General features: G+C 69.4%; 22 protein-coding genes. 17 read left to right on the forward strand and 5 right to left on the reverse strand.

Features of this window, described 5'->3' with window-relative positions; all coding sequences use genetic code 11:
• Positions 1–175: 175 nt before the first annotated feature.
• Together DAT35_RS22420 and DAT35_RS22425 are read left to right on the forward strand one after the other, a co-directional pair.
• Positions 176–1,627, forward strand: coding sequence for a serine/threonine-protein kinase (locus DAT35_RS22420; RefSeq protein ID WP_108069142.1), 1,452 nt, complete (start codon positions 176–178; stop codon positions 1,625–1,627).
• Positions 1,599–2,285 carry a lipopolysaccharide assembly protein LapB gene (locus DAT35_RS22425; RefSeq protein ID WP_233261638.1) on the forward strand — a complete coding sequence of 229 codons (687 nt, stop codon included), beginning with the start codon at positions 1,599–1,601 and terminating at the stop codon, positions 2,283–2,285. The genes DAT35_RS22420 and DAT35_RS22425 overlap by 29 nt, the downstream gene beginning before the upstream one ends.
• A 22-nt stretch (positions 2,286–2,307) precedes the next feature.
• On the opposite strand, the gene DAT35_RS22430 is transcribed toward DAT35_RS22425, so the two are convergent.
• Positions 2,308–2,856 (reverse strand): FHA domain-containing protein, encoded by a 549-nt coding sequence (locus DAT35_RS22430; protein WP_108069143.1) that lies wholly within the window; start codon positions 2,854–2,856, stop codon positions 2,308–2,310.
• A gap of 242 nt (positions 2,857–3,098) precedes the next feature.
• On the opposite strand from DAT35_RS22430, the gene DAT35_RS22435 reads away from it, so the two are divergent.
• On the forward strand, positions 3,099–7,766 hold the full coding sequence (locus DAT35_RS22435; RefSeq protein ID WP_199242967.1) for a DUF4215 domain-containing protein: 4,668 nt from the start codon (positions 3,099–3,101) through the stop codon (positions 7,764–7,766).
• Positions 7,767–7,902: 136 nt separating this feature from the next.
• Here DAT35_RS22435 and DAT35_RS22440 read toward each other — a convergent pair whose 3' ends face one another.
• The 4 genes from DAT35_RS22440 to DAT35_RS22455 form a co-directional block, all read right to left on the reverse strand.
• Complete coding sequence (locus DAT35_RS22440) at positions 7,903–8,541, reverse strand: TetR/AcrR family transcriptional regulator (protein WP_108069319.1); 639 nt, start codon at positions 8,539–8,541, stop codon at positions 7,903–7,905.
• A gap of 49 nt (positions 8,542–8,590) precedes the next feature.
• Positions 8,591–9,784 (reverse strand): metallophosphoesterase, encoded by a 1,194-nt coding sequence (locus DAT35_RS22445; protein WP_108069145.1) that lies wholly within the window; start codon positions 9,782–9,784, stop codon positions 8,591–8,593.
• Between the two features lie 73 nt (positions 9,785–9,857).
• On the reverse strand, positions 9,858–10,763 hold the full coding sequence (locus tag DAT35_RS22450; protein ID WP_108069146.1) for a TIGR01777 family oxidoreductase: 906 nt from the start codon (positions 10,761–10,763) through the stop codon (positions 9,858–9,860).
• Entirely contained in the window at positions 10,760–11,194 is a 435-nt protein-coding gene (locus DAT35_RS22455; protein WP_233261639.1) for a hypothetical protein, read from the reverse strand. The genes DAT35_RS22450 and DAT35_RS22455 overlap by 4 nt, the downstream gene beginning before the upstream one ends.
• 197 nt (positions 11,195–11,391) lie before the next feature.
• On the opposite strand from DAT35_RS22455, the gene DAT35_RS22460 reads away from it, so the two are divergent.
• From DAT35_RS22460 to DAT35_RS22525, 14 genes are all read left to right on the forward strand, one after another.
• Positions 11,392–12,510: a polyprenyl synthetase family protein gene (locus DAT35_RS22460; protein WP_369945993.1), complete on the forward strand. Its 1,119-nt coding sequence runs from the start codon at positions 11,392–11,394 to the stop codon at positions 12,508–12,510.
• A gap of 13 nt (positions 12,511–12,523) precedes the next feature.
• On the forward strand, positions 12,524–14,068 hold the full coding sequence (locus DAT35_RS22465) for an NAD(P)/FAD-dependent oxidoreductase (protein WP_233261640.1): 1,545 nt from the start codon (positions 12,524–12,526) through the stop codon (positions 14,066–14,068).
• Positions 14,065–15,090, forward strand: a complete 1,026-nt coding sequence (locus tag DAT35_RS22470) for a phytoene/squalene synthase family protein (protein ID WP_108069149.1) — start codon at positions 14,065–14,067, stop codon at positions 15,088–15,090. Before DAT35_RS22465 ends, DAT35_RS22470 begins: the two co-directional genes overlap by 4 nt.
• 100 nt (positions 15,091–15,190) lie before the next feature.
• Complete coding sequence (locus DAT35_RS22475) at positions 15,191–16,648, forward strand: NAD(P)/FAD-dependent oxidoreductase (RefSeq protein WP_108069150.1); 1,458 nt, start codon at positions 15,191–15,193, stop codon at positions 16,646–16,648.
• Positions 16,645–17,622 carry a carotenoid 1,2-hydratase gene (locus DAT35_RS22480; protein ID WP_233261641.1) on the forward strand — a complete coding sequence of 326 codons (978 nt, stop codon included), beginning with the start codon at positions 16,645–16,647 and terminating at the stop codon, positions 17,620–17,622. The genes DAT35_RS22475 and DAT35_RS22480 overlap by 4 nt, the downstream gene beginning before the upstream one ends.
• Positions 17,619–18,761, forward strand: coding sequence for a glycosyltransferase family 2 protein (locus DAT35_RS22485; RefSeq protein ID WP_108069151.1), 1,143 nt, complete (start codon positions 17,619–17,621; stop codon positions 18,759–18,761). Before DAT35_RS22480 ends, DAT35_RS22485 begins: the two co-directional genes overlap by 4 nt.
• Positions 18,758–19,144: a lycopene cyclase domain-containing protein gene (locus DAT35_RS22490; protein ID WP_108069152.1), complete on the forward strand. Its 387-nt coding sequence runs from the start codon at positions 18,758–18,760 to the stop codon at positions 19,142–19,144. The genes DAT35_RS22485 and DAT35_RS22490 overlap by 4 nt, the downstream gene beginning before the upstream one ends.
• Complete coding sequence (locus tag DAT35_RS22495) at positions 19,141–19,488, forward strand: lycopene cyclase domain-containing protein (protein ID WP_108069153.1); 348 nt, start codon at positions 19,141–19,143, stop codon at positions 19,486–19,488. The genes DAT35_RS22490 and DAT35_RS22495 overlap by 4 nt, the downstream gene beginning before the upstream one ends.
• On the forward strand, positions 19,485–20,168 hold the full coding sequence (locus DAT35_RS22500) for a lysophospholipid acyltransferase family protein (protein WP_108069154.1): 684 nt from the start codon (positions 19,485–19,487) through the stop codon (positions 20,166–20,168). The genes DAT35_RS22495 and DAT35_RS22500 overlap by 4 nt, the downstream gene beginning before the upstream one ends.
• Complete coding sequence (locus DAT35_RS22505; protein WP_108069155.1) at positions 20,165–21,025, forward strand: MerR family transcriptional regulator; 861 nt, start codon at positions 20,165–20,167, stop codon at positions 21,023–21,025. The genes DAT35_RS22500 and DAT35_RS22505 overlap by 4 nt, the downstream gene beginning before the upstream one ends.
• A 28-nt stretch (positions 21,026–21,053) precedes the next feature.
• On the forward strand, positions 21,054–21,950 hold the full coding sequence (locus DAT35_RS22510) for a MerR family transcriptional regulator (RefSeq protein ID WP_108069156.1): 897 nt from the start codon (positions 21,054–21,056) through the stop codon (positions 21,948–21,950).
• Positions 21,951–22,033: 83 nt separating this feature from the next.
• Complete coding sequence (locus tag DAT35_RS22515; RefSeq protein WP_158501829.1) at positions 22,034–23,395, forward strand: amidohydrolase family protein; 1,362 nt, start codon at positions 22,034–22,036, stop codon at positions 23,393–23,395.
• A 152-nt stretch (positions 23,396–23,547) separates the two neighbouring features.
• Complete coding sequence (locus tag DAT35_RS22520) at positions 23,548–24,045, forward strand: hypothetical protein (RefSeq protein ID WP_158501830.1); 498 nt, start codon at positions 23,548–23,550, stop codon at positions 24,043–24,045.
• Entirely contained in the window at positions 24,042–24,806 is a 765-nt protein-coding gene (locus DAT35_RS22525; protein WP_108069159.1) for a hypothetical protein, read from the forward strand. Before DAT35_RS22520 ends, DAT35_RS22525 begins: the two co-directional genes overlap by 4 nt.
• The last annotated feature ends 7 nt before the right edge of the window (positions 24,807–24,813 follow it).

Consider the following 24,813-nt stretch of genomic DNA (forward strand, 5'->3'; position numbering starts at 1 on the left):
CCGTTCCCTGTAGCGTGGGGGCGCGGGTCCGCCTTCAGGGGCGGGCCCCTCCTCACTTCTGACCACCCGCGGACGGCGGGCTGCGCTGTCCGTGGGACAGAAGAGTCGTCAGCCTGACGACATCCCTTCCCCTTCGGGTTGCCGGGGAATGAGAGGATGGAAAGGTTGCCTGCCCATGGGCGGCGACGACCTCATCTCGGGCACTGTGCTCTCTGGTGGCTTCCCATCCGCCGGAGAGTCTTCGGCCGTAGAACGCGAGCTTCAGGAAGGGGATGTCCTGGGCAGCTTCCAACTGGAGCGCCTCCTCGGGGAGGGCTCCATGGGGCAGGTGTTCCAGGCCCGCCATGTGCGGCTGGGGCGCCAGGTGGCCCTCAAGGTGCTGCGCTCCACCTACGGCCATGACGGTGGCTTCGTGCAGCGCTTCTTCCAGGAGGCGCGCGCCGTCAATCAGATCAACCACGAGCACATCGTGGAGATCTTCGACTTCGTGGAGGACGCGCACAACGGGCATGTCTACTGCGTGATGGAGCTGCTGCGGGGGCAGAACCTGTCGGCCCTGATGAAGGAGGAGCATCTTTCCGTGATGCGCATCCGCCGCATCCTGGTGCAGGTGTGCGCGGCGCTGGGAGCGGCGCATCAGCTCGGGGTGGTGCACCGGGACGTCAAGCCGGACAACCTCTTCGTCACCCACCGCAGCGGGCAGGCGGACTTCGTCAAGGTGCTCGACTTCGGGGTGGCCAAGCTCCTCACCGCCGAGGGCACCAGCGGGACGCTGGACGGCACCATCATCGGCACCCCCACGTACATGTCGCCGGAGCAGGCCGCGAGCCTGCCGGTGGACCACCGCGCGGACATCTACGCGGTGGGCACCGTCCTCTACGAGCTGCTCTGTGGGCAGCCGCCCTTTGTCGCGTCCAACTTCGGCCAGCTGATGGTGAAGGTCCTCACCGAGGCGCCGCCTCCCTTGCCCTCGCACACCCCGGGGGGAGAGCCGATATCGCAGGACCTGGCCCAGCTCGCGCTGCGCTGCATGGCCAAGGAGCCCGCGGATCGGCCGCAGCAGCTCTCCGAGGTCATCACCGCATTGCTGTTGGGCTCGGCGCCGGAGCCGCTGGTGGCAGTGGATGAGCGGCCCACCCAGCCCATGCCCGTGCCCGCGGGCCTGTCGGGTACGCGGCGCCCGTGGTTGGCGATCGCCGTGAGTGTGCTGGCGGTGATGGGGGCGGGGTTCGCCCTCTGGCGGGGCGTGGAGCGTGGCGCCTCCCCGGTCCCGGCGCGGGAGTCCCTGGCGCAAGGGGCCACGCCCTCCACCATCCTCACCGTGCACTCCGCTCCCGAGGGCGCACGGGTGGTCCGTACCGATACGGGCGAGGTGCTCGGGGTGACGCCGCTGGTGACGCGTCAGCCGCGGGCGGCCGAGCCCCTGGTCCTTCGGGTGGAGCTGGCCGGCTACGCTTCGAGTGAGCACCAGGTGCGGCTCGACGCGCCCGCGACGCTCGAGGTGCCGCTCGTGCCGGTGGCGCGGGGTCTCCAGCGAGGAGAGGGGCGGAGCCCCGTTCGTACCACCATGCACCGCAAGCAGAATGCAGGGGTCCGCGATGATGTCATCGATCCGTTCGCTCGTTGAGCACTGCGTGCTGCCGGTGTGGGTGGCGGTGGCGCTCACCCTGTCGCCCCTGTCCGTGCGCGCCGCCGGAGAGGGCCCGGCGGCCCAGGTGGAGTCGCAGGCCCGTGCGAAGTTCGCCGAGGGCAACATCGCCTATGACCTGGCCGAGTTCCAGAAGGCGCTGGACGCGTACAGCGAGGCGTACCGGCTGATGCCGTTGCCGGGCTTCCTCTTCAACATCGCGCAGTGCCACCGGCAACTGGGCCACGCCGAGCGCGCCGCCTTCTTCTATCGGCGCTACCTGTCGGTGTCGAAGGAGGAGCCGCCCAACGCCGAGCTGGTGAGGGATCTCATCGCGGAGATGGACGAGGCGGTGCGCAAGGAGCAGGAGCGGCGCCTGACGCGGGAGGAGACGGCGAGGAATCAGGCGAAGGCCGCGGCGCTGCGGGCACAGGCGGAGGAGGCGGCCTCGCGCCGGGTGCAGCGGGGCGATCGCAAGCGCACCCTGGAGCCCCGGAACCTGACGTCGACGCAGGCCGAGGTGAAGGGGAGCGACAGCCTGCTGAAGAAGTGGTGGGTGTGGGCGGGGGCGGGCGCCGTGGCGGTGATCGCCGGCGGCATCGTCTACGCGGCCACCGCGCCCCAACCGCGCCCCACGTCCCTGGGAACCATCCGTTAGTGAGGGGCCTGCGCCCGGAGGCTCAGGCCGGGTTCTGCTGCGAGCCGCGCTGGTTGGCCAGCATCAGCGCGGCGGTGTGGCCCATGCGGGTGTGGAAGCTCTCGGCGTCATGGAAGGTGAGCCGCACGTCGCCCAGTTGTAGCTGCATGCCGGACTCCAGCGGCATGGGCTGGCCGGGCCGCAGCAGCTTCCCGCTGAGCATCGCCGGCCCTCCCTGCGCCAGGGCCGACACCATCCAGCGTCCGTCCGGCTGGGCGTGCAGCACCAGGTGCTCGCGCGACACCGTGGCGTCGTTGACGACGAACACGTTGTGCGAGGCCCGTCCCAGGGTCAGCTCGTCCTTCCCCGGGGCGGCCGCCAGCTCGAAGCACATGGCGTCCCCCGAAGGCAGACAGTCGTAGAGCTCCGAGGTGGGCAGCCGCGTGGTGCCGTGGTTCTGTTCACTGGTCTCCGGAACGTTCCAGACGCCTGCTTCCCACACCAACCAACTGTGTGGGTAGCGGGCACGGAACTTCTCCTTGAGTGCGAGGTGCTGCCTCACGAGCAGCGAGAGCAGCAGAGCGCGTGCCATGGCTCAGCAGCCAATCACCTTCGGCGTCTGATCGCCACTGCTCCCACGAGCAGGAGTCACAGGGTTGTCCAAGAGTGCGCGTTTGCGGGGGCACTGGAAGGCGTCTGGCGATGGTTCCGGATTTTCCTCCGGGGTCACCTCCAGCGTAAGGTGTCGCTGAAATGTTTCACTGGGCTTCACGGTGTCGTGACAGTGACGGAGCCCACTTCGTAGGTCCAACCCTCAACCCCCCCAGGGACAGCATGCGCAATCACCTACGCCCTCTCCTGGCACTGTTCAGTACAGGATTTCTCCTGCTCACGGCGTGCCCGTCGAAACCTGAGTGCGGCAACGGCAAAGTCGAGGACAAGGAGCAATGTGACGACGGCAACAAGGTCGACACCGACAGCTGTTCCAACAGCTGTACCAAGGTCGAGCCGGCCGTCTGCGGTAACGGTGAGGTCGAAGTAGGCGAGTTGTGCGACGACGGCAACACCGCCAACGGAGATGGCTGCCAGAGCGACTGCACCGTCACTCCAGAGGGTCAGGAGATCCTCCATGTGTGCGGCAACGGCATCCGGGAGGTCGAGGAGGGGTGTGACGACGGCAACAAGGTGGACGGTGACGGGTGCGAGAGCACCTGCGTGCCCACGCCCGCGGTGGTGGATCAGTGCCCCGGGGCGGCGAGCCTGCCGCAGCCGGAGGCCGGGGCCACCTGCAAGGTGATTCCCGCCGAGGGCACCCCCAGCGGCGCGCGCCTCTACATGGGCGTGGTGCTGATGGACGGCAAGACGCTCAACGGTGGCCAGGTGCTGGTGGACGACAAGGGCATCATCACGTGCTCGGCGTGCGACTGCTCGGGCGAGGCAGCGGCCGCCGGGGCCGTGCGCATCTCCTGCCCGCAGGGTGTCATCTCCCCGGGCCTCATCAACGCGAACGACCGCATCAGCGTCCAGTTGACGCCGGAGGCCAGGACGGCCGAGCGCTACGAGCATCGTTATGACTGGGATCGGGGCAACGATGGACACAAGGCGCTGACCGCGGCTCGCGACGCGACCGAGGATGTCGTGCGCTGGGCCGAGCTGCGCCAGGTGATGGCTGGCACGACCTCGCTCGCCGGTTTTGGCGGCAAGACGGGCCTGCTGCGCGAGCTGGCCGCCTCCTCCTGGTCCACCGCTTTCAGCCAGGAGGGCCTGCACGAGCCGGCCCTGACCTTTGATCGCAATCCGCTCGGCGACAGCGGTGGCAAGGAGCTGACGAGCGGGTGCGAGTACCCGTCCTCCAACAAGACTCCGGATGACATCCCGGCGCTGTCGGCCTACATGGCGAACGTGGCCGAGGGCATCGAGGAGTCGGCGCACAACGAGTTCCGCTGTGTGACCGGCCAGGGCACCAACAGCCAGGACCTGCTGACCTCGCACACGGCCGTCCTCCACGGCATGGCCGTCACGGCGTCGGAGATCGCCAAGATGGCCGAGCGTGGGACGAGCCTCGTCTGGGCGCCTCGTTCCGAGGTTTCCCTGTACGGCGACTCGGCCATGGTCACCGCCTACAAGCAGTTGGGCGTGAACATCGCGCTGGGCACGCACCGGCTGCAGCTGGGCTCCATGAACCTCCTGCGCGAGCTGCAGTGCGCGAACTATCTGAACCAGGTGCACTTCTCGCAGGCCTTCACCGATGAAGAGCTGTGGCGGATGGTCACCGCGAATGCCGCGGATGCCACGGAGACCTGGGAGAAGGTGGGCCGCATCGCCAAGGGGAAGGTGGCGGACCTGGCCATCTACCGGCTCAACTCCTTCGCCAAATCGCCGCACCACGCCGTCATCGCCGCCAATCCGGAAGACGTGGTCCTCACCCTGCGCGGTGGCAAGCCGCTCTACGGTGACAAGGCCGTGGTGGATGCGCTGCACGCGGACGCCACGAAGCCCTGTGAAGAGGTGCCGGTGTGCGGCACCACCAAGGCGGCGTGCGTGGAGTCGGAGACGGGCAAGACCTTCTCCTCATTGAAGGAGCTCAACAAGTCTTCCTACCCGCTCTTCTTCTGCGCCGATTCGCAGCCGACGAACGAGCCCACCTGCGAGCCGAAGCGCACCGGTACCGCCCCGGCGGCCTCGGTGAATGGTTCCACTGTCTATTCCGGCACGCGCCGGCTCAACGACTTCGATGGCGACGGCGTCAACAACGCCAAGGACAATTGCCCCATCGTCTTCAACCCCATCCGCCCGATGGACAACGGCAAGCAGGCGGATACCGACAACGACGGACTCGGTGATGCGTGCGATCCCTGCCCGCTCGACGCCGGCTCCACGACCTGCAAGGCCCGCAATCCCGCGGACGAGGACGGCGATGGCATCTTCAGCCCCGCTGACAACTGCCCCGGTGTTGCCAACCCGGATCAAAAGGACTCGGACGAAGATGGTCGCGGTGACGCCTGCGACGTCTGCGCCAAGGCGGACCCGGATGACGTGCTCTGCCCGGTCACCATCTACGACATCAAGAAGCCGGTGGATGGCAAGCACCCGTTCCGGGCCTACACGATCACCATTCCCAGCGCGCTGGTGACGGCGGTGTCGACTGGCTCGAGCCCCACCTACTTCATCCAGGTCGATGATGAGACGCGGGCCATCGGCGGTGTGGACTGGTCCGGTCTCTACGTCTTCTCCTCGAACATCACGCCCAAGGTCGGTCAACGCATCCGCGTCGACAACGCCGTGCTGAAGCAATACCAGGGACAGCTCGAGCTCGTGAACGCCTCCATCACGATCCTGGACGACGAGCACATCCATGAGGTGCCGGCGCCTGTTTCCGTTACCCCGGCCGAGGTGCGCGCGGGCGGCTCGCGTGCCGAGGCGCTCGAGGGCGTGCTGGTGCAGGTCTCCGACGTCTTCGTGACGAAGCAGGACACCACCTATGGCGAGTTCATCGTCGACACCACGCCGGGCACGGATGGTGCGACCTCGGGTGTGACGGTGGATGACTACTTGTTCAAGCTCACGCCTATGCCGGACGTGGGGACGCCGTTCCACCGGGTCCGTGGCGTGTTGGCCTGGCGCAACAGCAACTCCAAGGTGCACCCGCGCGACGCGAGCGACTTCATCGGACCTACGCCGTCGCTCGACGGCTTCGGTCCCTCGGGCCTGTACACCCGCGTGGACCCTGCCTGCGCTCCCGCCGGGTGCCCCACCATTGGCGGTTCGCTCGCGGTCTCGGTGGCCAGCCCCTACGGCGAGGACCTCGAGGTCACGGTCACCTCCTCCAACCCGGACGTGTTGGAGGTCGCCAATGGCGGCACGGTCATCATCCCCAAGGGACAGCTCAGCGCCCCCGTGAAGTTCATCTCGAAGGCTCCTGCCGCCAGCGTGACGGTGACCGCCAAGCTGGGCACGGTGAGCAAGGAGAGCTCGGTGCGTGTGCTGGATACCAATGAACTGCCCACGCTCACGAAGATCGCGCCCGAGCACATCGTCACCGCGCCCGGGTTCGACGTGACGGTGACCGCCACCCTGGACATCCCCGCGCCCGCGGGCACCACGCTCGACTTCGTCGTGGAGCCGGCGGATCTCGGCACGGTGGAGCCCTCGACGGTGACTTTCGACACCAACGCGACCACGGCCACCTTCACCTTCAAGACCGCGGAGGCGCCCGCCTCCAACGCTGGCACCCTCACGGCCCGGTTGGGCTCCACGAGCCAGGCGGCCGCGACCATCGAGATCACCGCCGATCTGCCGACGCTCAGCAGCATCTCTCCGGCCTCGGCCACCGTTGTTCAGGGCACCACCCAGCAGTTCACGGTGACGCTGGACAAGCCGGCGCTGGGCGACATGACGGTGAAGCTGCTGGCCGCGCCCGAAACCGCGGGTGCAGCCTTCGGTACGGTGCCCGCCACGGTGACGGTGCCCAAGGACTCGAATTCGGCCACCTTCACCTTCACCGCGGACGCCGCGGCCGCCACGAAGGGGACCATCAAGGCCTCGCTCGGCGCGAAGGAAGCCATCGCCGCCGTGACGGTGCGCGTGCCGTACCCGAAGATCGTCAGCCTCACCCCGAACCCGACCAAGGTGGCGCCCAACGGCAAGAGGACCTTCACGGTGACGCTCGACAAGAACGCCGAGACGGACGGGTTCACCGTGGCGTTCGCCCTGAACCCCGCATCGCTGGGCGCGCTCAGCGTGGCGACCACGAACATCGCCTCGGGTGCCAAGGCGGCCACCGTGACGCTCACCGCTGGCCCGACGGAGATGTCCGGTACGCTCACGGCCTCCAACACCCTGGGCTCGGGCAGCTCGGCTTCGGCGGGCATCACGGTGGAGACGCCGCCTCCGCACCTGGTCATCAGCGAGTTCGCCTCGAAGAACTTCAAGGACGGGACGACCACCATCGTCCATGAGGATGAGTTCATCGAGCTCTACAACCCGACCAGCAGCCCCATCGACCTCACGGGTTGGAAGGTCCAGTACAAGACCGCGTCCGCCACGTCGAGCTTCTCCGACCTGGGAGGGCTCACCCTGTCCGGAACCGTGGCACCGAAGGGCTTCTTCCTGCTCGGGTACAGGAATGCGACGACCTTGGTTGGGTACACCGGTACGGTGCAGCCGGATGCCTGGTACAACTCCCTGACGGCTCACGGCGGTGCCAGCCTGCGCATTGTCGACAAGACTGGGGCCGAGGTGGACAAGCTGGCCTGGGGCTCCAACTCCACGGTGGGGCTCGATGCGGAAGGCACCTTCGCGCAGTTCGTCGACAACACCATCGCGGGTGGCAGCCTCGAGCGGAAGGCGTACGCCTCCTCCACCGCCGCCTCGATGAGCACGGGCGGTGCCGATGCGACGAAGGGCAACGGCTACGACTCCGACGACAACTCGGCCGACTTCGTGACGCGCACCACGCGCGACCCGCAGAACGCGTCGTCGGGCACGACTGAGTCTCCGTAACCCCTACCGGACCTGCCCGCCTCCACCGTGAGGCGGGCGGGATGGTGCGGTGCTCACCGCCCTCCGTGTCACGCTGTTCGGGTGACTCGGGGGGCGTTGTCGTTTCTGGAGGAAGGGAAGTGGAAGCGCTCGCTGCTCAGCGCTTCAGGGTGAGGCCGTCCGCCGTCACCAGCTGCAGCGTCGCGAAGGTGGGGTCGTACGCCACCGACTCGCGGAACAGGTTCTGGTGCAGCAGTGCTCCTATGAGCCCGCCCAGGATGCTGTGCGCGGTGACGTTCGCTTCCACCTCCGCGCGGAACTCCTTCGTCTTGTTCTGCCCGTAGCGGATGATCTTCTCCAGCACCGTCACGTACATCCCCAGCTTCTCCCGGATGGACTCGGCCACCCGGTCGTTCGTGTACGCCGACTCCATCGCCACCATCCCGAAGAAGATGCCGTACTCCCGGTGGTAGCGCAGGAACTGCTGGGTCCTCCCGATGAACGCCTCGAACTGCTGCCGCGCCGTCAACTGGCGCTGCTCGAGCAGGAGCTCCTGGAATTCCTTGAGGAAGCGCTCGTGCAACTCGTCGATGGCCGCCAGCAGCAGGTCCTCCTTCGTCGGGAAGTGCCAGTAGAGCGCTCCGGGGGTCATCCGGATGGCCTTGGCCAGCTCCGCCATCGTCGTCGCCAGGATTCCCCGGCGCGCGAACAGCGTGATGGCCGCCTCCATGATCTCCACCCGCGTCCGAGCCGCGCGCTCCTGCTTGATCTCCCTCTTCGCTGCTGCTTTGCGCATCTGGGAATTCATCCTAGCCACCCCGGGTGAGCAGCGTCACCTCCCCGCCTCAGGCCAGCAGCGTCACCTTGACGATCTCCGGCGGCGCGGCCACGCGCAGCGGCGGGCCCCAGAAGCCCGTGCCCCGGCTCACGTAGATGGAGCGATCTCCCTCCCGATACAGCCCCGCCGGGTGCTCCCAGATGGCCGATACCACCAGGTTGAATGGGAAGAATTGTCCGCCGTGAGTGTGTCCGGAGAGCTGGAGTCCCATGCCCGCCTTCAGCGCCTGCTCGCGCCAGCCCGCAGGCTGATGTGCCAGCAGCACCGAGGCTCTCTCCGGGTCCCTCCCCGCCGTGGCCTTCGCCAGGTCATAGCCCCGGCTCGCCGGGTAGCCCGAGCGCTGCGCTCCCCAGTCGTCCACGCCCACCAGGTCGAACGAGGCTCCCGGCTCGCCGATGCGCACATGCCGGTTGCGCAGCACCGTCACCCCCATGCGCGTGAGCGCGTCGCTCCACTCCTCGTCTCCCGAGTAGTACTCGTGGTTGCCCGTGACGAAGTACGTGCCGTGGCGCGAGCGCAGGTCCCTCAGTGCGCCCGCCGCGAAGCCGAGCTCCTCCACGCTGCCGTCCACCAAGTCCCCCGTGATGCACACCAGGTCGCCTTTCAGTGCGTTCGTCTGCGCCACCAGTGCGTCCATGAAGCGGCGCTGGATGAGCGGGCCCACGTGGATGTCGCTGAGCTGCACGAGGGTGAAGCCGTCCAGCGCCTTGGGCAGCCCCGGCAGCTTCACCGTCACCTCGTTCACCACCGGTGGGTGGTACGCGCGCCACACGCCGTAGCTGGCCATGCCTCCGGTGGCCACCAGCGCCGCCCCCGCCGTCGCCCGGGCGAGGAACTCGCGCCGCTCCTCGGACACGGGGGCCGGAACCGCCTCCACCGCGCGCCGGCGCTTCAGCCACCCGGAGAGCTTGCGCACGCCCCCCAGCGACAGCACCGCCAGCAGCAGGTAGGTGGCCGCGCCCATCCAGAACCAGCTCAGCTGCGCGACGGCGGCCGTCGTCTCCGAGGGCATCAAGCGCGTCAGCAGCCGATTGCCGAGCAGCAGCGCGCCCAGCAGCCCCATCACCCCCACGCCCGCCTTGCGCCAGGTGGGGTGCTTCGCCGTGTCCCGGAAGAGGCGCCGGTACAGGTAGATGTGGCCGGACACCACCAACAGCGTCAGGAGGCCGAAAAAGATGACGAGTCGCAGCGCAGGTGTCATGGGGCCTTCAATACTTACCGGCGCGCCGTGCGCCGCAACCCCATCGTATGTGAAGAAGCGTGAAGCCGCCCCCTCACTCCAGGAGCGCCCGCAGGGCCCCCGGCAGCTCGGGATACTGGAAGTGGTAGCCGGCCTCCTGCGCCTGTCTGGGCAGCACCCGCTGGCCTCCCAGTACCACCTCGGACATCTCCCCCAGCACCGCCTTCAGTGCGAGCGAGGGCACCGGCAGCACCGCCGGCCGCTTCAGTGCCGCTCCCAGCGCCCGCGAGAAGTCCGCGTTCGTCACCGGCTCCGGCGCCGTCACGTTGATGGGCCCGCGCAGCTCCGGCCGCTCCAGCGCGAAGAGCAGCAGCCCCACGGTGTCGTCGCGGTGCACCCAGCTCATGTACTGCTTGCCCGAGCCCATGCGCCCGCCCACGCCCCACCGGAAGGCGGGCAGCATCTGCTTCAGCGCGCCTCCCTCCGGGTGCAGCACCACGCCGATGCGCGGCACCACCGTGCGGATGCCCTCCGCGGCCGCCTCGAGCGCCTCGGCCTCCCAGGCCCGGCACACCTGCGCGAGGAAATCCTCCCCGGGCGAGCTGTTCTCCGTCAGCGGCTCCGCGCCCCGGTCACTGCCGTAGATGCCAATGGCCGACGCGGACACGAAGTGCTTCACCGTCCCCGCCGCCCGCATGGCCTCCACCAGCAGCCGCGTGCCCACCACCCGGCTGTCGCGGATGCGCTGGCGCGCACGCTCCGTCCACCGCTGCGCCACCGGCTCGCCCGCGAGGTGCACCACCGCCTCCGCTCCTCCCAATGCGTCCGGCGACAGCGGCGTGGCCGCGTCGAAGAAGGAGCCCGTCACTCCCGGGGGCAGCCCCTTCAGCGCGCGCTCCACGTTGCGCGCCAGCACGTGCACCTCATGGCCCCGCTCCAGCAGCCGCTGCACGAGCGCGGGGCCCAGGAAGCCGCTTGCTCCCGTCATCGCCACCTTCATGGAGGCGCTCCCGGCGGCAGGTCCCGGCCGAGCAGGGCGCCGAGCGTGTGGAAGAAGGTCTCCATGTCCTGTTCCTCCATGCGTCCCGAGTAGCGGTAGACGATCATCCCATTGCCATCCAACAGCAAGACCGAGGACGTCTTCGTGGGCAGGTTCCACGGCGCCTTCCCCAGGGTGCCCTTCAGGTCCACCAGGATGGGGATGCCCCACTTCTTCTCCTCGTCGCGCACGTGCGAGAGCGCGATGCCCCGGGCGGGAAAGAAGTCGAACGACTCCAGATTGGCCACCGCCACCACCCACGCCGCGTCGAGCAGTCCCAGCTCCTCGCCCCGGGCGAACAAGGCCTCCTTGAAGGCCGAGTTGAGTGTCGTCGAGTGACGATCCTCGTAGAAGAGAATGACGGGTTTCCCCCGCCATCGGGACAGTGCCACTTCCTTTCCATCTGAACCCCGCAAGGTTGCGTCCATCGGTCCTCCCCGCGGTTCGGTGGTGAGCGCCGGGCTCGTGGCCAACAGGGCGACCGTCAGCACGCCTGCAATCCATGTGGTCATTGGGGACTCCCGTGGACGAAGCTTGTACGAACATTGAACAGAGTCTTGACAGAGGCTGGACGCAAAGGTTACCTCCAGTGTCGAAGGTACCCACCGCCCTGGAGGACAGCTGCATGGGCCCCGCGCCGTTCATCGCTGCACCCCCCATGCCGGCGCCCTCGGTGGAGCAGGCGTGGCTGACGTTGGTGCAAGCACAGGTGGAGGGGTCGCTCGCGGAGCTGCTGGAGCTGCCGGACGAGGCCGGGTTGGACATTCGTTGGACAGAAGCGCTGGGCCACGTCCGGGAGTACGTGTTGCGCCCCACGCGGAGGCTGCGCCCGGCGCTGCTGCTGGCCGGCTACTGCCTGGCGAGGGGCTCGGCGGTGGTGCCGGCCGGACTGTGGCGCTTCGCCGCGGGGCTGGAGCTGTTGCACACCTTCCAAGGCATCCATGACGACGTGACGGAGCAGACGGTGCTGCGGCGGGGCGGGCTGGCCCTGCACCACCTGCTGGCGCCGGGCCTGCCGGGGCAGCACCTGGCCGTGGTGGTGGGGGACCATCTCTTCGCCCGCGCCATGGAGACGCTGGTGGGCTCGGAGCTGCCGGGCGCCGCGCGGGTCGGTCAGCACTACCTGCGGCTGTGCCGCTACACCGCGGTGGGGCAGTGCGTGACGGAGCAGGGCGGCGCGGCGCTGGAGCCGGGTGGGGTGCGGCGGGCTTTGAGTCTGGCGAAGCTGCGGATGCTGCGCGAGGGGTTCTGCCCGGCCCTGGTGTGCGGGGCGATGCTGGCCGGAGCGGACGACCGCCTGCGGCTGCGGCTGGCCCGGGTGGGCTGCAACATGGGCCTGGCCTCCGAGCTCCGGGAGCAGTTGTTCGGCCTCTTCGGAGAGCGGCGGGGAGACGGCATGGCCTCGCACCGCGACTTCACGCTGGGCCGGCGCACCTTCCCGATGGTGGCGGCCTGGTCGCGCGCCCTTCCCGAGGTGCGCCGGGAGCTGGAGGCGCTGTGGGCGCTGCCTCCCGAGCGCAAGGACGAGGCCGCGCTTGCGCGGGCGCGCTGGCTGGTGGAGGCGGCCGGAGGCCAGGGCGCCACCGAGCGTGTGGTGGCTCGGGCCTCGAGCAGTGCCCTGCGTGCGCTGGCGGCGCTGCCCAACCCCCATGGCCTGCGCGACCTGTTGCAGGCGCTCATCGGCCAGCTGGCCCACCGGCTGGCGTGAGAGGAGACGCACCGTGAGGAGTGGCAAGCGACAGGCGGTGGTGGTGGGCGCGGGCGTGGGCGGGCTCGCCGCGGCGGCGCGGCTGGCGCACCAGGGCTTCGACCTCCACCTCTTCGAGAAGACGGACGGCCCCGGCGGGCGCTGCAACCGTCTCCAGGTGGACGGCTTCACCTGGGACATCGGCCCCACCATCGTGCTGATGCCCGAGGTGTTCCAGGAGACGTTCGCCGCGCTCGGCCGGCGCCTCGAGGACTACCTCACGCTGCTGCGGTGTGATCCGAACTATCGCATCCACTTCCGCGACGGCTCGGCCATCACCTTCACCTCCGAGCTGTGCGCCATGGGACGCGAGCTGGAGCGCGTGGAGCCCGGCAGCTACGCGCGCTACCTGGCCTTCCTCGCGCAGGGCCGCACCCAGTACCGCACCAGCCTGGACCACCTGGTGGGCCGCAACTACGCGGGCATCTCCGACTACTTCGCGCCCTCGGTGCTCAAGAAGATCTTCCAGGTGCGCGCCCACCGCCGCATGTACGCGGACGTCAGCCGCTTCTTCCAGGACGAGCGTCTGCGCGCGGCGATGACCTTCCAGACGATGTACCTGGGCGTGTCGCCCTTCGCCTCGCCAGCGGTGTACGGGCTGCTGCCCTTCACCGAGCTGGGCGTGGGGGTGTGGTTCCCCCAGGGCGGCCTGTATGCCATTCCGCTCGCGCTGGAGAAGGTGGCCCGCGAGGAGGGCGTGCACCTGCACTACCGCACGCCGGTGAAGCGCATCCTCACCGAGGGGGCTCGCGCCACGGGCGTGGAGCTGGAGGATGGGCAGGTGGTGCGGGCGGACGTGGTGCTGTGCAACGCGGACCTGCCCTATGCGTATGAGAAGCTGTTGGACCCAGGCGTCACCCGGCTCAAGCGCGCGGAGAAGCTCCGCTACACCTCCAGCGGCTACATGCTCTACCTGGGGCTGCGCCGCCGCTACGAGGGGTTGAACCACCACACCGTCGTCTTCGGGCGCGACTACAAGGGCTCGTTCGACGACATCTTCGAGCGCTTCCGCGTCCCCGAGGACCCGAGCTTCTACGTCAACGCTCCGGCGCATACGGACCCGAGCCTCGCGCCGCCGGGCAAGGACGCGCTCTACATCCTCGTGCCGGTGCCCCATCAGCACCCGGGCCTGGACTGGAAGGTGGAGGGCCCGAAGGTGCGCGCCAAGGTGTTCCGGCGTCTGGCCGAGCTGGGCTACCCGGAGCTGGAGCGGGACATCGAAGTGGAGCGCGTGTTCACGCCGGACGACTGGGCGTCCACCTTCAACCTCGCCCGGGGCAGCGCCTTCGGGCTGGCGCAGAACTTCTTCCAGATCGGCCCCTTCCGCCCCGCCAACCAGGATGCACGGGTGCGGAACCTGTTCTTCGTGGGGGCCTCCACCCAGCCGGGCACAGGACTCCCCACGGTGCTCATCTCGGCGCGGCTGGTGGTGGAGCGCATCCTGGCGTGGTCGGCAGCAGCGGACGTGGTGACGGAATCCCGGGCAGCCGGGCGCGGTGCACTCGAGGAGGCGGCATGAAGTCGCACGACAACACCCTGGTGACACGTGGTTACGAGATGGCGGAGCGTGTGACGCGGTACCACGCCAAGAGCTTCTTCTTCGCCTCGTTCATGCTCGTCGGCATGCGGCGCAAGGCGGCCTTCGCCCTCTATGCGTACTGCCGGCGCCTGGACGACATGGTGGACGTGGCGGACGGGGCGGACCAGGGCGCGGTGCCCGAGGGTCTGGCCGAGCGGCTGGTGCGCGCTCGTCGCGCGGTGGCCGAGCTCTTCCTGGAGACGCCGGAGCTGGGGGACCCGCGCATGCTGCCGCCAGTGACTCGCTCGAGTGGGGGAGATGGCCCGTGGGACCCGGCGGAGCTCGCCGCCCTGAGGGACTGCATCCGCCGCTACCGCGTCCCCGAGCAGCCCATGCAGGACCTCATCTCCGGCATGGAGATGGACCTGACCCGGCGCCGCTACGCGAGCTGGGCCGAGCTGGACCTGTACTGCTTCCGGGTGGCCGGCGTGGTGGGGCTGATGATGGCGCCCATGCTGGGGTGCTCGGAGGAGTGGGCGCTCGGGCCCGCGGCGGACCTGGGCCGCGCCATGCAGCTCACCAACATCCTGCGCGATGTGAAGGAGGATCTGGACCGCGACCGCGTCTACCTGCCCCTGGACGAGCTGGCGGCCTTCGGGCTCACCGTGGACGACCTGCGCGCGGGCGTGGTGGATGACCGCTGGCGCGGCTTCATGCGCTACCAGATTGCCCGGGCGCGCGCCTATTACGCGAGGGCGGCGGCCGGCATCCCCGCGCTCTCCGGCTTCGGCTGCCAGCGCATGGTGAAGCTGATGGGCTCCATCTACGGGGACATCCTGCGCGTCATCGAGCGGAACGACTTCGACGTCTTCCAGGGGCGGCTCTCGGTGCCTGGCTCGCGCAAGCTGGCGCTGGCCACCGCCATCCTGGTGCGCCCCTCGGCGGTGCTCCCCGCGCCGTCGGCGCCCGAGGTGTCGGTGCCTCTGCTGCCCACGGGCTTCACCACGGGGGTCGGCTCATGAGCGACGGCAACGTCCGGACGTTGAAGGTGAAGCGCTCCTCGCGCCGGCCGCGGCGGGTGGAGATGGTCGCCAGGGAGGTCCGGCGCGAGGAGGCCGCGCGATGAAGTCCATGCGTGTCGCGGTGGTGGGCGGCGGAATCGGAGGGCTGACGGCCGCCGGGCTCCTGGCGAAGGAGGGCCACGACGTCACGCTCTTCGAGGGAGGCCCCACGCTCGGCGGAAAGGCGCAGAGCGTGCGGGTGGACGGGCTCCGGCTGGACACCGGGCCCACACTGCTCACGCTGCCGGACGTGGTGAAGGGACTCTTCGAGCGGCTGGGCGCGGCGGAGCTGCTGCCGCCCATCACCGAACTGGAGCCCCAGTGCACCTACCGCTTCGCGGATGGGAGCGGCTTCGTGGCGTACAAGGACCTCGAGCGCACGGCGGAGAGCGCGGGAGCGCTGCAGTCCAGTGAGCGGCGCGGGGTGCACGGCTTCTACGCCGAGGCCGAGGCCATCTGGCGCGCCGCGGGCGAGCCCTACCTGGAGGCGCCCTTCGAGGGCATGGCCGGCTTCATGGCGCGTGTGGCGAAGCGCGGCGTGGTGGCGATGGCCCGGGGCATGAAACTGGCCACGCTGGACGAGCTGGCACGCGCCCACTTCCAGACGAGCCACCTGCAACAGTTCGTGGGCCGCTTCGCCACGTACGCGGGGGCCTCGCCCTACGAGGCGAGTGCGGCCTACGCCCTCATCCCGCATATCGAACGGGCGTACGGCGTGCACCACGTGCGGGGCGGCATCGGCGCGCTGGTGGACGCGCTCGGGGACGCGGTGAAGCGCCAGGGGGTGAAGGTGCACCTCAACGCCCGGGCCCACTACACGCGCGACGCACGGGGCTACCGGGTGGGTCCTCGGGATGGCGAGGAGCGTTTCGACTCGGTGGTGGTGAACGCGGACCCGCTGGACTCGCTGGGACGGGGGCGCGAGCCGCTGTCGCTGTCGGGTTTCGTGCTGCTGCTGGAAGTGAACGGTCGTTCGATTCTGCCGCACCACTCCGTCCTCTTCGGCCGGGACTACCCCCGCGAGTTCAAGGAGCTCTTCGGCGGGCAGCTCGCCGAGGACCCGACGGTGTACGTCTGCAACCCCTCGGCGACGGACCCGACGGTGGCTCCGCCCGGCAAGACGGGCCTCTTCGTCATGGTGAACGCCCCGGCGCTGCCTCGCGAGCCGGGTGCGTCCGAGCGGGCAGCGGCGGCGTGGGAGTCGCAGGCCGAGCGGGTGAAGTCGCAGATGTTCGACAAGCTGCTCGCGTACGACCCGGAGCTGCGAGGGCGCATGCGGGTGATGGGACAGCGCACGCCGGTGGACCTGGCGGCCCTGGGCGCGCCGGGCGGCTCCATCTATGGCTTCCTGCCGCACGGGAAGTTCGGTCCCTTCCGCCGGCCGCGCATCCGGGGAGGCACGCCGGGGCTCTTCTTCGCGGGGGGAGGCACGCACCCGGGAGGTGGGGTGCCGCTGGTGATGCTCTCGGGCCGCTTCGCCGCGGAGATGGCGTCCAAGCACCTGCGGAGGAGCGCATGAGGAGCCTGGACGCCTCACCCGCCCGGCCAGCCCACCCCAAAGGGTCTTCGTGGCTGAACGCGCTGCCCGTGTTGCCAGACAGCCCGGGGGCCTACCGCTGGTTCTACGCGGACGTGACGGCGGGCGAGTACAGCGCGGTGTGCATCTTCATGGTGGGCTCGCTCTTCTCTCCGCGCTACTCGGCGAGGGCGCGGCGTGGGGCGCTTCCGCTCGAGCACTGCGCGGTGAACTTCGCGCTGTACCACCGGGGCGTGCGCCGGCGCTGGGTGCTGAGCGAATACCCTCGGGGGGCGGTGCAGAGACAGGGCCGTGCGCTGTGCATCGGCCGCTCGCTGCTGGAGTACACGCCGGACGGCACGGTGCGCATGGAGGTGGACGAGCGGTGTGCGCCCTTCGGCGGAGAGGTGCGCGCCCGGCTGCTGCTGGAGCCCCAGGTGCAGGCCGCGGAGGAGGTGCAGCTCGTTCCGGGACTGCCGCACTTCTGGCGGGCGCTGGCGCCCCGGGCGAAGGCGCGGCTGGAGGTGTTCACGGAGGGCGTGGTGTCCGACGGCATGGGCTACCACGACAGCAACCATGGCGCGGAGCTGCTGGGCGCACGGCTGCCGGGGTGGCACTGGGCGCGCGTGCACGGGCTCGAGGAGACGGTGGTGGACTACCACCTGCCGGGCGGAGTGGCGCCTCTGCGGGTGACGGCGGGCGCGCTGGGAACGAAGTCCGAGCGGCGGCCCCTGCTGTCGGAGGCTCGGCGGACGAGCCTCACGGGCTGGGGCCTGCGGATACCGGCGCGGCTGTACTCGGGCAACACGGTGGTGGGCGAGCCACGGTTGCTGGAGTCCTCGCCCTTCTATGCGCGGGTGGAGGCCCGGCGGGAAGGGCTGGACGTGATGGGCGAGGTGGCGGACTTCCGCCGTTTCCACTCGCCCTTCATCCGCTGGATGGCGCACTTCCGCACGCGCGTGGAGCGTGTGCCATGAGCGTGCTGGTGGCCATGGGACTCGGCTGGGCGGTATTGGCCGGCGGCTTCAGCGCGGTGGCCCTGGTCCGCCTGTTGGCTCGTCGCCGTCCGGTCGCGCCCACGCGTGTGCCCGTGCTGCTGCTGAGACCGATGGACGCGCCCACGGAGCGGGAGCTGGAGAACCTGGCCCGGACCATCGACTACGCGGGGCCGCTGGAGCACGTGGTGTTGGCCCCGTCGAGGCCTCGGCTACCAGAGGGCGTGCACTGGCTGCTCAGCGATCCGGTGACTCCCAACCGCAAGGTGGGGCACGTGCTGCACGGGCTGGAGACGCTCTCGACGGACGGGTGCGTGGTGTTGGTGGTGGACGCGGACGTGGCGGTGACGGGGGCGTTGGTGGAGGGGCTGGCGTCGCCGGTGGCCACGGGAGCGGCGCTGAGCACGGCGGTTCCGACGCCGGTGGGCGAGCGGGTGCTGGCGGACCGGGCGATGGCCGGGCTGCTGCGCCGCACGCACCACAGCTTCCGGGCGCTGCATGTGATGAGCGCGGGGGCGAAGGCGGTGTGCGGCAAGGCGCTGGGGCTGAGCCCCCGGGCGGTGGACGAGCTGCGGGAACTGGCGGACCACATCGGCGAGGACCTCGAGCTGTCCAAGCGGTTGCACGCGAGGGGCCTGGACGTGGCGCTGTGCGAAGCGCCGGCGGAGGTGCCGCTGGCTCCGGGCTCGTGGTGCGTGGCGCTGGCCCGCTTCACCCGGTGGATGCAGGTGTTGGAGAGCCACCGGCCCGGGCTGTACCCCACGGTTCCGCTGCTCTTCACGCCGACGTGGCCGCTGCTGGTGCTGTGCCTCGGGGTGGGCTCGACGTGGCTGGCGGCGGGGGTCGCGGGTCTCCTGGCCGTGCGGACCCTGCTGTCCTGGCGCCTGACCGTGCTCAGTACGCCTCTCTCCTCGGGAGAGGGCCGGATGGACGGCCGCTGGAGCACTTCGGTGCGCCATGTGGCACTGGACTGGCTGCTGGGCGAGGCCCTGCTGCTGGCCGCGTTTCTTTCTTCCCTCGTGCGGCCACCGCGGGTGACGTGGCGGGGGCGTACCTACGCGTTGCACTCCGGAGGCCGCATGTCGCCCATCTGGACGGAGCTGAGTGGAGGCCGGGGATGACGTACGCACGCTTCCTGGGACTGTTCGTCGTGCTGCCCATCCTCTTCCTGGTGGTGCGCTACCGGCGCACGCTGACGTTGCGGGGACTGGCGCCCATGGGACTGCTGCTGGGGGTGGTCTACGCGGCGACGTCGCCGTGGGACAACCTGGCGGTGAAGTGGGGGCTGTGGGGGTTCGACCCCGAGCGCATCTGGGGCCTCAAGCTGGGCTACCTGCCGCTGGAGGAATACCTCTTCTTCGGGCTGCAGACGCTGCTGGTGGGCCTGTGGGCGCGTGAGCGGTTGCGCCGCGTATTGGAGGCTCCCGCGCCGGAGACGCGCCAGGCCGCTTCGAGCACCGCGAGCCGTGAGCCCCGGTTGGATGGCGAGGAGGTGGCGTCATGATGGACTCGCGCTGGGCGTACCTCATCCACCTGTTGTCCTGGGCGGTGCCCTTCATCGTGTTGCAGCTCGGGGTGCTGGCGCACCACTTCCGGGGCCGGACGTGGGCGGTGCTGCGAGCCGTGCTGCCTCCGGCGCTGGTGGTGGGCACGTACCTCGCGGTGGCGGACCATCTGGCCATCCGGGCGGGCATCTGGAACTTCGGCGAGGGCAAGCACCTGGGCCTCTACCTGGCCGGGGTGCCGCTCGAGGAGATCCTCTTCTTCCTGCTGACGAGCGTCATGGTGTCGCTGGGACTGACGCTCTTCACGGTGATGCTGTCGCGGCGGGAGGCGCGGGTGCCGTGATACGCGCGGCCAAGGGCGGACTGCTCGGGTGGTTGGCCGACGGGTACGTGGGCTGGAAGTTCCGCTCGTCGTTCCGTGGGCTGTGGGTCCGCGGGACACTGCCCGCGGGGACCGACGCGCGCCTCGTGTACGCCAACCACACCAACTGGTGGGACGGCTTCGTGTTGCACCAGCTCTGCCAGGCGGCGGGCTGGGACATCTACTGCGTGATGGAGGAGCAGAACCTGGAGCGCTACCGCTTCCTGGCGAGGCTGGGGGCGTTCAGCATCCGGCGGGGCGAGGGGTCCTCGTCACTGGAGACGCTGCGCTACGCGGGCCAGTTGCTGAAGAAGCCCCGGGCGGCGGTGTGCATCTTCCCGGAGGGCGAGCTGCGCCCCTTCGGGGTGCTGCCCATGCGGCTGGAGCGCGGGGTGGAGCTGCTGGCGCGGGTGGGGAAGGCGGAGTGCGTGCCGATCGCCATCCGCTATGCCTTCTTCGAGCACGAGCGTCCGGACGTGCTGGTGGAAATCGGGACGCCGCACCGGGCGGGGCCGCTGCCGCGCTTCCAGTCGGAGCTGGAGTCGGCGGTGCGCAGGCTGGCGGAGACGACGAGCCTGGAGGACTTCACGCGGGTGGTGTCGGGAGGCCGGGGGGTGGCCGAGCGCTGGGACGCGGTGCGAGGGAAGGCGCCTTCGGCATGACGCTGCGCATCCGCACCATCGCCCGGCTGACGGGCATCCGCGAGGCCACGCTGCGCGCCTGGGAGCGGCGCTATGGCTTTCCGCGCCCGCACCGCAACGAGAGCAACTACCGCGTCTACACCCGCGACGAGGTGGAGGACATCCGCCGGGTGGCGAGGCTCATCTCCGAGGGGCTGACGGTGAGCGAGGCCATTGCCCAGGTGCGGACCCTGCCGGTGGGCGAGCTGCCGGTGCACGAGCGGCTCGAGGAGCGCTTCTGGTCCGCGGTGAGGGGGCTGGACGGAGACGCGGCGGACCGGGTGCTGGGCGAGGCCCAGGCCTCCATGGATGCACTGGCCTCCTGTGACGACTTCCTCCTGCCGCTGTTGCGGGAGATGGGGCAGCGGCTGGACATCGCTCAAGAGCACCTGGGCTCGGCGCTCATCCGCCAGCGGCTGCGAGCCCTGCTGCTGGCGGAGGACTCGAGCCCGGACGGGCCCCGGGTGGTGCTGGCCTGTCCGGAGCGGGACATGCACGAGGGGGGATTGCTGGCTCTGGGACTGCACCTCAAGCGCAAGGGTTGGCGGGTGACGTTGTTGGGGGCGGACACTCCGACGGAGGCGCTGCGGGCGGCCTGTCAGCAGGTGAACCCGGAGCTGGTGGCGCTCTCGTGCGTGCGTCGGCGGGAGGCAGAAGAGCTGCGGCAGGTGTTGCAGGCGTCGGTGGAGGCGTGTGCTCCGGCGCTGGTAGTGGTAGGAGGCCCGGGCGCTCGCGAGCACCTGAAGGCCATCTTCAGCGCGGGGGCGCAGTACGCCGAATCCACGGAGGAGCTCCTGTCGCTCTGGCAGCAGGCGCGCGGCGAGTCGAACCGCACCTGAGGAGGGTGGGGAGAGGGGTAGGGCAGTCATGGCCGAGCGCACCTACAGAATCCACGTGGCCGCGGAGCTCTCCGGGGTGAGGGTGGAGCTGATCCGCGCCTGGGAGCGGCGGTACGGCGTGCTGGCGCCGAGGCGCACACCCTCGGGCTACCGGGTGTACACGGACCGGGACGTGGAGGTGCTGAAGCGGCTCAAGAAGCTCACCGAGGAAGGGGTCTCCATCAGCGAGGCGGCGGAGATGCTGCCGCAATTGCTGGCGGAGCTCGAGGCGTCGCGGCCGGCCCTGGCCCAGGAGCCCACGCCCACGCGCCTGGCGGACTGGAGGGAGGACCTCCTGGAGGCGGCGGAGGCCCTGGACCAGAGGCGGGTGGCGCGGGTGCTGGACGAGGTGCTCGCGGCGCTCTCACCGCTGAAGGCCTACGAGGAAGTGCTGGTGCCCCTGCAGTGCGAGGTGGGGGCGCGCTGGCACGCGGGAGCCTTCTCGGTGGTGCAGGAGCACCTGGTGACGCAGGAGGTGCGCGCGAGGCTCATCAGCCTGCTGCACGTATCACCGGACAAGGGGCACCGGCGCGTGGTGCTGGCGTGCTTTCCGGACGAGCAGCACGAGATTGGCCTGCTGGGCGCGGCGCTGCGGATGAGGCACGAGGGGTGGTCGGTGACGCTGTTGGGCCAGCGGGTGCCGGCGGTGGAGGTGGGGACGCTGGCGCGCGAGCTGAAGGCGGACCTGGTGGGGCTGTCGGCGGTGATGGACCCCGGGGCGAGGGACTTCGAGGCATCGCTCTCGAGCATCCTGGAGGGAGTGCCCAAGGGGATACCCATCTGGGTGGGAGGCCAGGCGGCGCGGCTGCACCACGGCGCGTGCGAACGGCTGGGCGTGCACGTGTTCGAGAGCGGAGACGACTGGACGCGGCTGCTGGGCGGGTGAGCCCGCGGGCCCGGGGGGGATACGTCAGGGACGCTGTCCCTCTATAATCAGTTGCGGACATGCAACTCATGAGGGGGATCACCATGATGACCTCGCGGGCCTGGGCATTCCTGGGCGCCGGCCTTCTGTCAGTCGCTGGAGCGCTGCTTCCCGGTTGTACGCACCCGGCGCAGCTTCTTCCGGGTGTCTCGGAGCGGGCGGTCGCGTTCGTCGGTGTGAACGTCGTTCCCATGGACACCGAGCGGGTACTGACGGACCAGACGGTCATCGTGCGCAACGGGCTCATCACCTCGCTCGGCCCCTCGGCGGAGATCACCGTCCCGAAGGACGCCGAGCGCATCGACGGCCATGGCCGCTACCTGATGCCGGGGCTGGTGGACTTCCACGTGCACCTGCACTCGGAGGAGCAGCTCCTGTCGTACCTGGCCCACGGCGTTACCACCCTCTTCGAGCTGGATGGCTCACCCCGGCATGTCGAGCTCCGGGCGGAGCTCGCGGCGAACCAGCGCTTTGGCCCCAGGCTCTACACGAGCAGCCCGCTGCTGGATGGAGGCCCTCCGGGAGGCCGGGTGGTGTCGGTGACCACGCCCGAGCAGGCGCGCGTGGCGGTCGTCCGTCAGAAGCTCGCGGGCTATGACGCCGTGAAGGTCTACGACAACATCACCCCCGAGGTGTACGCCATCCTGGTGGCGATGGCCCGGCAGCAGCGCATTCCGGTGGTGGGGCACGTGCCGCGCACGGTGGGCGTGGAGACGGTGCTGCGCTCGCATCAGGCGCTCATCTCGCACGGGGAGGAGTACTTCCTGGCCGCATCGCGAGACGAGTCGAGGCTCGCTGACCTGGCGCGTGCGACGAAGGAGGCGGGCACGTCGGTGGTGCCGGACCTGGTGCACATCCACACCTCGCTGCGGATGTTGAAGGACCTGGAGGGCGTGTTCGCGGACCCCGAGTCCCGCTACCTGTCGCCGGAGGTGATGCGCAACTGGCGCTACTCCAACCCCACGCGCCGGGTGGACGTGGCAGAGTTCGGCGAGCGCGAGCGGGCGGCGTACCCCTTCGTGCAGCACCTCACCCTGGCGTTGCAGAAGGAGGGCGTGCGGCTGGTGCTGGGCACGAATGCCTCGGACGCGGGGCTGTTCCCCGGGAAGTCGACGCACCTGGAGCTCGCGGAGTTGGTGGAGGCGGGCCTGACGCCCTACGAGGCGCTGGCCACCGGTACGCGCAATGCGGTGGCCTTCATCAAGGACCACGTGGACCCGGCGGCGCGCTTCGGCACGGTGGCGGTCGGACAGCAGGCGGACCTGCTGCTGTTGCCCGGCAACCCGCTGGAGGACGTGGGCCAGGCGGACCGGGCGCTCGGGGTGATGGTGCGCGGCCAGTGGCTCAAGCGCGAGACGCTCCACAAGATGCGTGAGACGAGCGCCCGGTCCTTCTCCGAGCGCTGAGCCGGCACGGGCGACTTTGTCGTCCCAGGGTGTTGGAGGCCTGTATGAGTCAGAGAGTGAGGTGGGTCCTCAGGAGGAGCTGGCCTGCTGTCCTGGTGGTGCTGCTCTTCTGCCGGGTGGCTGGGGCTCATGGCGGGAGTCCGGCCTCTCATGTGCCCGCGCTGGTCTCGAGCTCCTCGCCGGGGCCTCAAGACGATACGATTCTCGGCCGACTCAAGGCGTGCCTGCTCATGGGGGACATGCAGTGCGTGGTCACCCAGTACATGGCGCTCAACGACCTCGGCAGGATGCCGGGCTGGCTGGTCGCATTCCAGAACGCCTTCGCCATTGCGAACCGCCGTGCCGGTGAATGCGAGAGGGTGGCCAGGGCCATCCATCAGGGTCTGCTCGAATTCGCGCAGAAGCCGGCGTTCATCCGGTTCTCAGTGCAAGGTGAAACCCAATTGCTGGGATTTGATGTGGTCGAGAACGGGATTCTCGTCAAGAATCTCCAAGTCTCAACGACGGGCTATCATGTTGCGGTGAAGCTGGGTGACAGGGTCATCGATGCCTATACAGGGCTGGCCGGTCTTCCCTTGCATGAGTACATGGCCCGGCTCACTACCGACGGGAAAAGCCAGGTCATCCAGCAGGTGGTAGAGGCGTTATGAGCGAAGGATACGTTCGCAAGAAGGACCCATTCCCGGAGCAATGGCGTGGGCGACGGGTCGGGCTGCTCGATGCGTTGATGTGGGGCCGTTACCAGATACGAGAGCGGCATGCGTTCTGGTTCGTCACGGGCCTCGAGACCGTGGAGTCACTCTTTCCCTTCATCCATGGCTGGAACGCCCATACCCATTTCAATGGAGGGTACGAACTGGCGTGGCAGGAGTTCCTGGATTGGTACCAGGAGACGCGAGGAGAGCCATTGACTCAGGGCTGGTACGTCGAGCCTCTGCGGGATTGCCAGGGCGACCATGAGAAAGCCGCGTTGGTGCTCCTCGATCTCGTCGCTGAGTATGTAGAGCGGTTCGGAGTGGCTCCACGGGGCAAGGCTGGGAGCATGGACGAGAAGATCGCCGCAGCCTACGGCCCTCTGCCCAGGGAGTGGGGCGGGCGTCAGGTGGAGACGCTGGATGCGCTGCTCTGGGTCCGGCAGCGGATGTACGAAGGGCGGGAGCTGTCTTTCATTACCGGAGAGGACACCGTTGACTCCCTCTATTCCTTCTTTCTGGGGTGGCTTCGGAACACCCTCTTCAACGACCGTGAAGACCTGACGGTGGAGCCCTTCCAGGTGTGGCTCCGGGACGTCAAGAAGGAGTTCCCCGGTGAGGGCTGGCATGTCAAATACCTTCACGACTTCCAGGGCGACCACCGGAAGGCTGCCCTGAAGTTCCTCGACTTCGCCGCCGAGTTCATGGCTTCGCGCTGAGCCTCCC

Origin of the sequence: Vitiosangium sp. GDMCC 1.1324 (assembly GCF_003044305.1) — a bacterium.
Classification (GTDB): Bacteria; Myxococcota; Myxococcia; order Myxococcales; family Myxococcaceae; genus Archangium.

What these genes read in the sequence shown, in the direction of transcription:
- DAT35_RS22470 (WP_108069149.1), top strand. Translation starts at nt 14,065, where the DNA reads ATGAAGTCGCACGACAACACCCTGGTGACACGTGGTTACGAGATGGCG.
- DAT35_RS22515 (WP_158501829.1), top strand. Translation starts at nt 22,034, where the DNA reads ATGATGACCTCGCGGGCCTGGGCATTCCTGGGCGCCGGCCTTCTGTCA.
- DAT35_RS22485 (WP_108069151.1), top strand. Translation starts at nt 17,619, where the DNA reads ATGAGCGTGCTGGTGGCCATGGGACTCGGCTGGGCGGTATTGGCCGGC.
- DAT35_RS22435 (WP_199242967.1), top strand. Translation starts at nt 3,099, where the DNA reads ATGCGCAATCACCTACGCCCTCTCCTGGCACTGTTCAGTACAGGATTT.
- DAT35_RS22440 (WP_108069319.1), bottom strand. Translation starts at nt 8,541, where the DNA reads ATGCGCAAAGCAGCAGCGAAGAGGGAGATCAAGCAGGAGCGCGCGGCT.
- DAT35_RS22445 (WP_108069145.1), bottom strand. Translation starts at nt 9,784, where the DNA reads ATGACACCTGCGCTGCGACTCGTCATCTTTTTCGGCCTCCTGACGCTG.
- DAT35_RS22525 (WP_108069159.1), top strand. Translation starts at nt 24,042, where the DNA reads ATGAGCGAAGGATACGTTCGCAAGAAGGACCCATTCCCGGAGCAATGG.
- DAT35_RS22495 (WP_108069153.1), top strand. Translation starts at nt 19,141, where the DNA reads ATGATGGACTCGCGCTGGGCGTACCTCATCCACCTGTTGTCCTGGGCG.
- DAT35_RS22490 (WP_108069152.1), top strand. Translation starts at nt 18,758, where the DNA reads ATGACGTACGCACGCTTCCTGGGACTGTTCGTCGTGCTGCCCATCCTC.
- DAT35_RS22425 (WP_233261638.1), top strand. Translation starts at nt 1,599, where the DNA reads ATGATGTCATCGATCCGTTCGCTCGTTGAGCACTGCGTGCTGCCGGTG.
- DAT35_RS22420 (WP_108069142.1), top strand. Translation starts at nt 176, where the DNA reads ATGGGCGGCGACGACCTCATCTCGGGCACTGTGCTCTCTGGTGGCTTC.
- DAT35_RS22475 (WP_108069150.1), top strand. Translation starts at nt 15,191, where the DNA reads ATGAAGTCCATGCGTGTCGCGGTGGTGGGCGGCGGAATCGGAGGGCTG.
- DAT35_RS22505 (WP_108069155.1), top strand. Translation starts at nt 20,165, where the DNA reads ATGACGCTGCGCATCCGCACCATCGCCCGGCTGACGGGCATCCGCGAG.
- DAT35_RS22450 (WP_108069146.1), bottom strand. Translation starts at nt 10,763, where the DNA reads ATGAAGGTGGCGATGACGGGAGCAAGCGGCTTCCTGGGCCCCGCGCTC.
- DAT35_RS22430 (WP_108069143.1), bottom strand. Translation starts at nt 2,856, where the DNA reads ATGGCACGCGCTCTGCTGCTCTCGCTGCTCGTGAGGCAGCACCTCGCA.
- DAT35_RS22480 (WP_233261641.1), top strand. Translation starts at nt 16,645, where the DNA reads ATGAGGAGCCTGGACGCCTCACCCGCCCGGCCAGCCCACCCCAAAGGG.
- DAT35_RS22510 (WP_108069156.1), top strand. Translation starts at nt 21,054, where the DNA reads ATGGCCGAGCGCACCTACAGAATCCACGTGGCCGCGGAGCTCTCCGGG.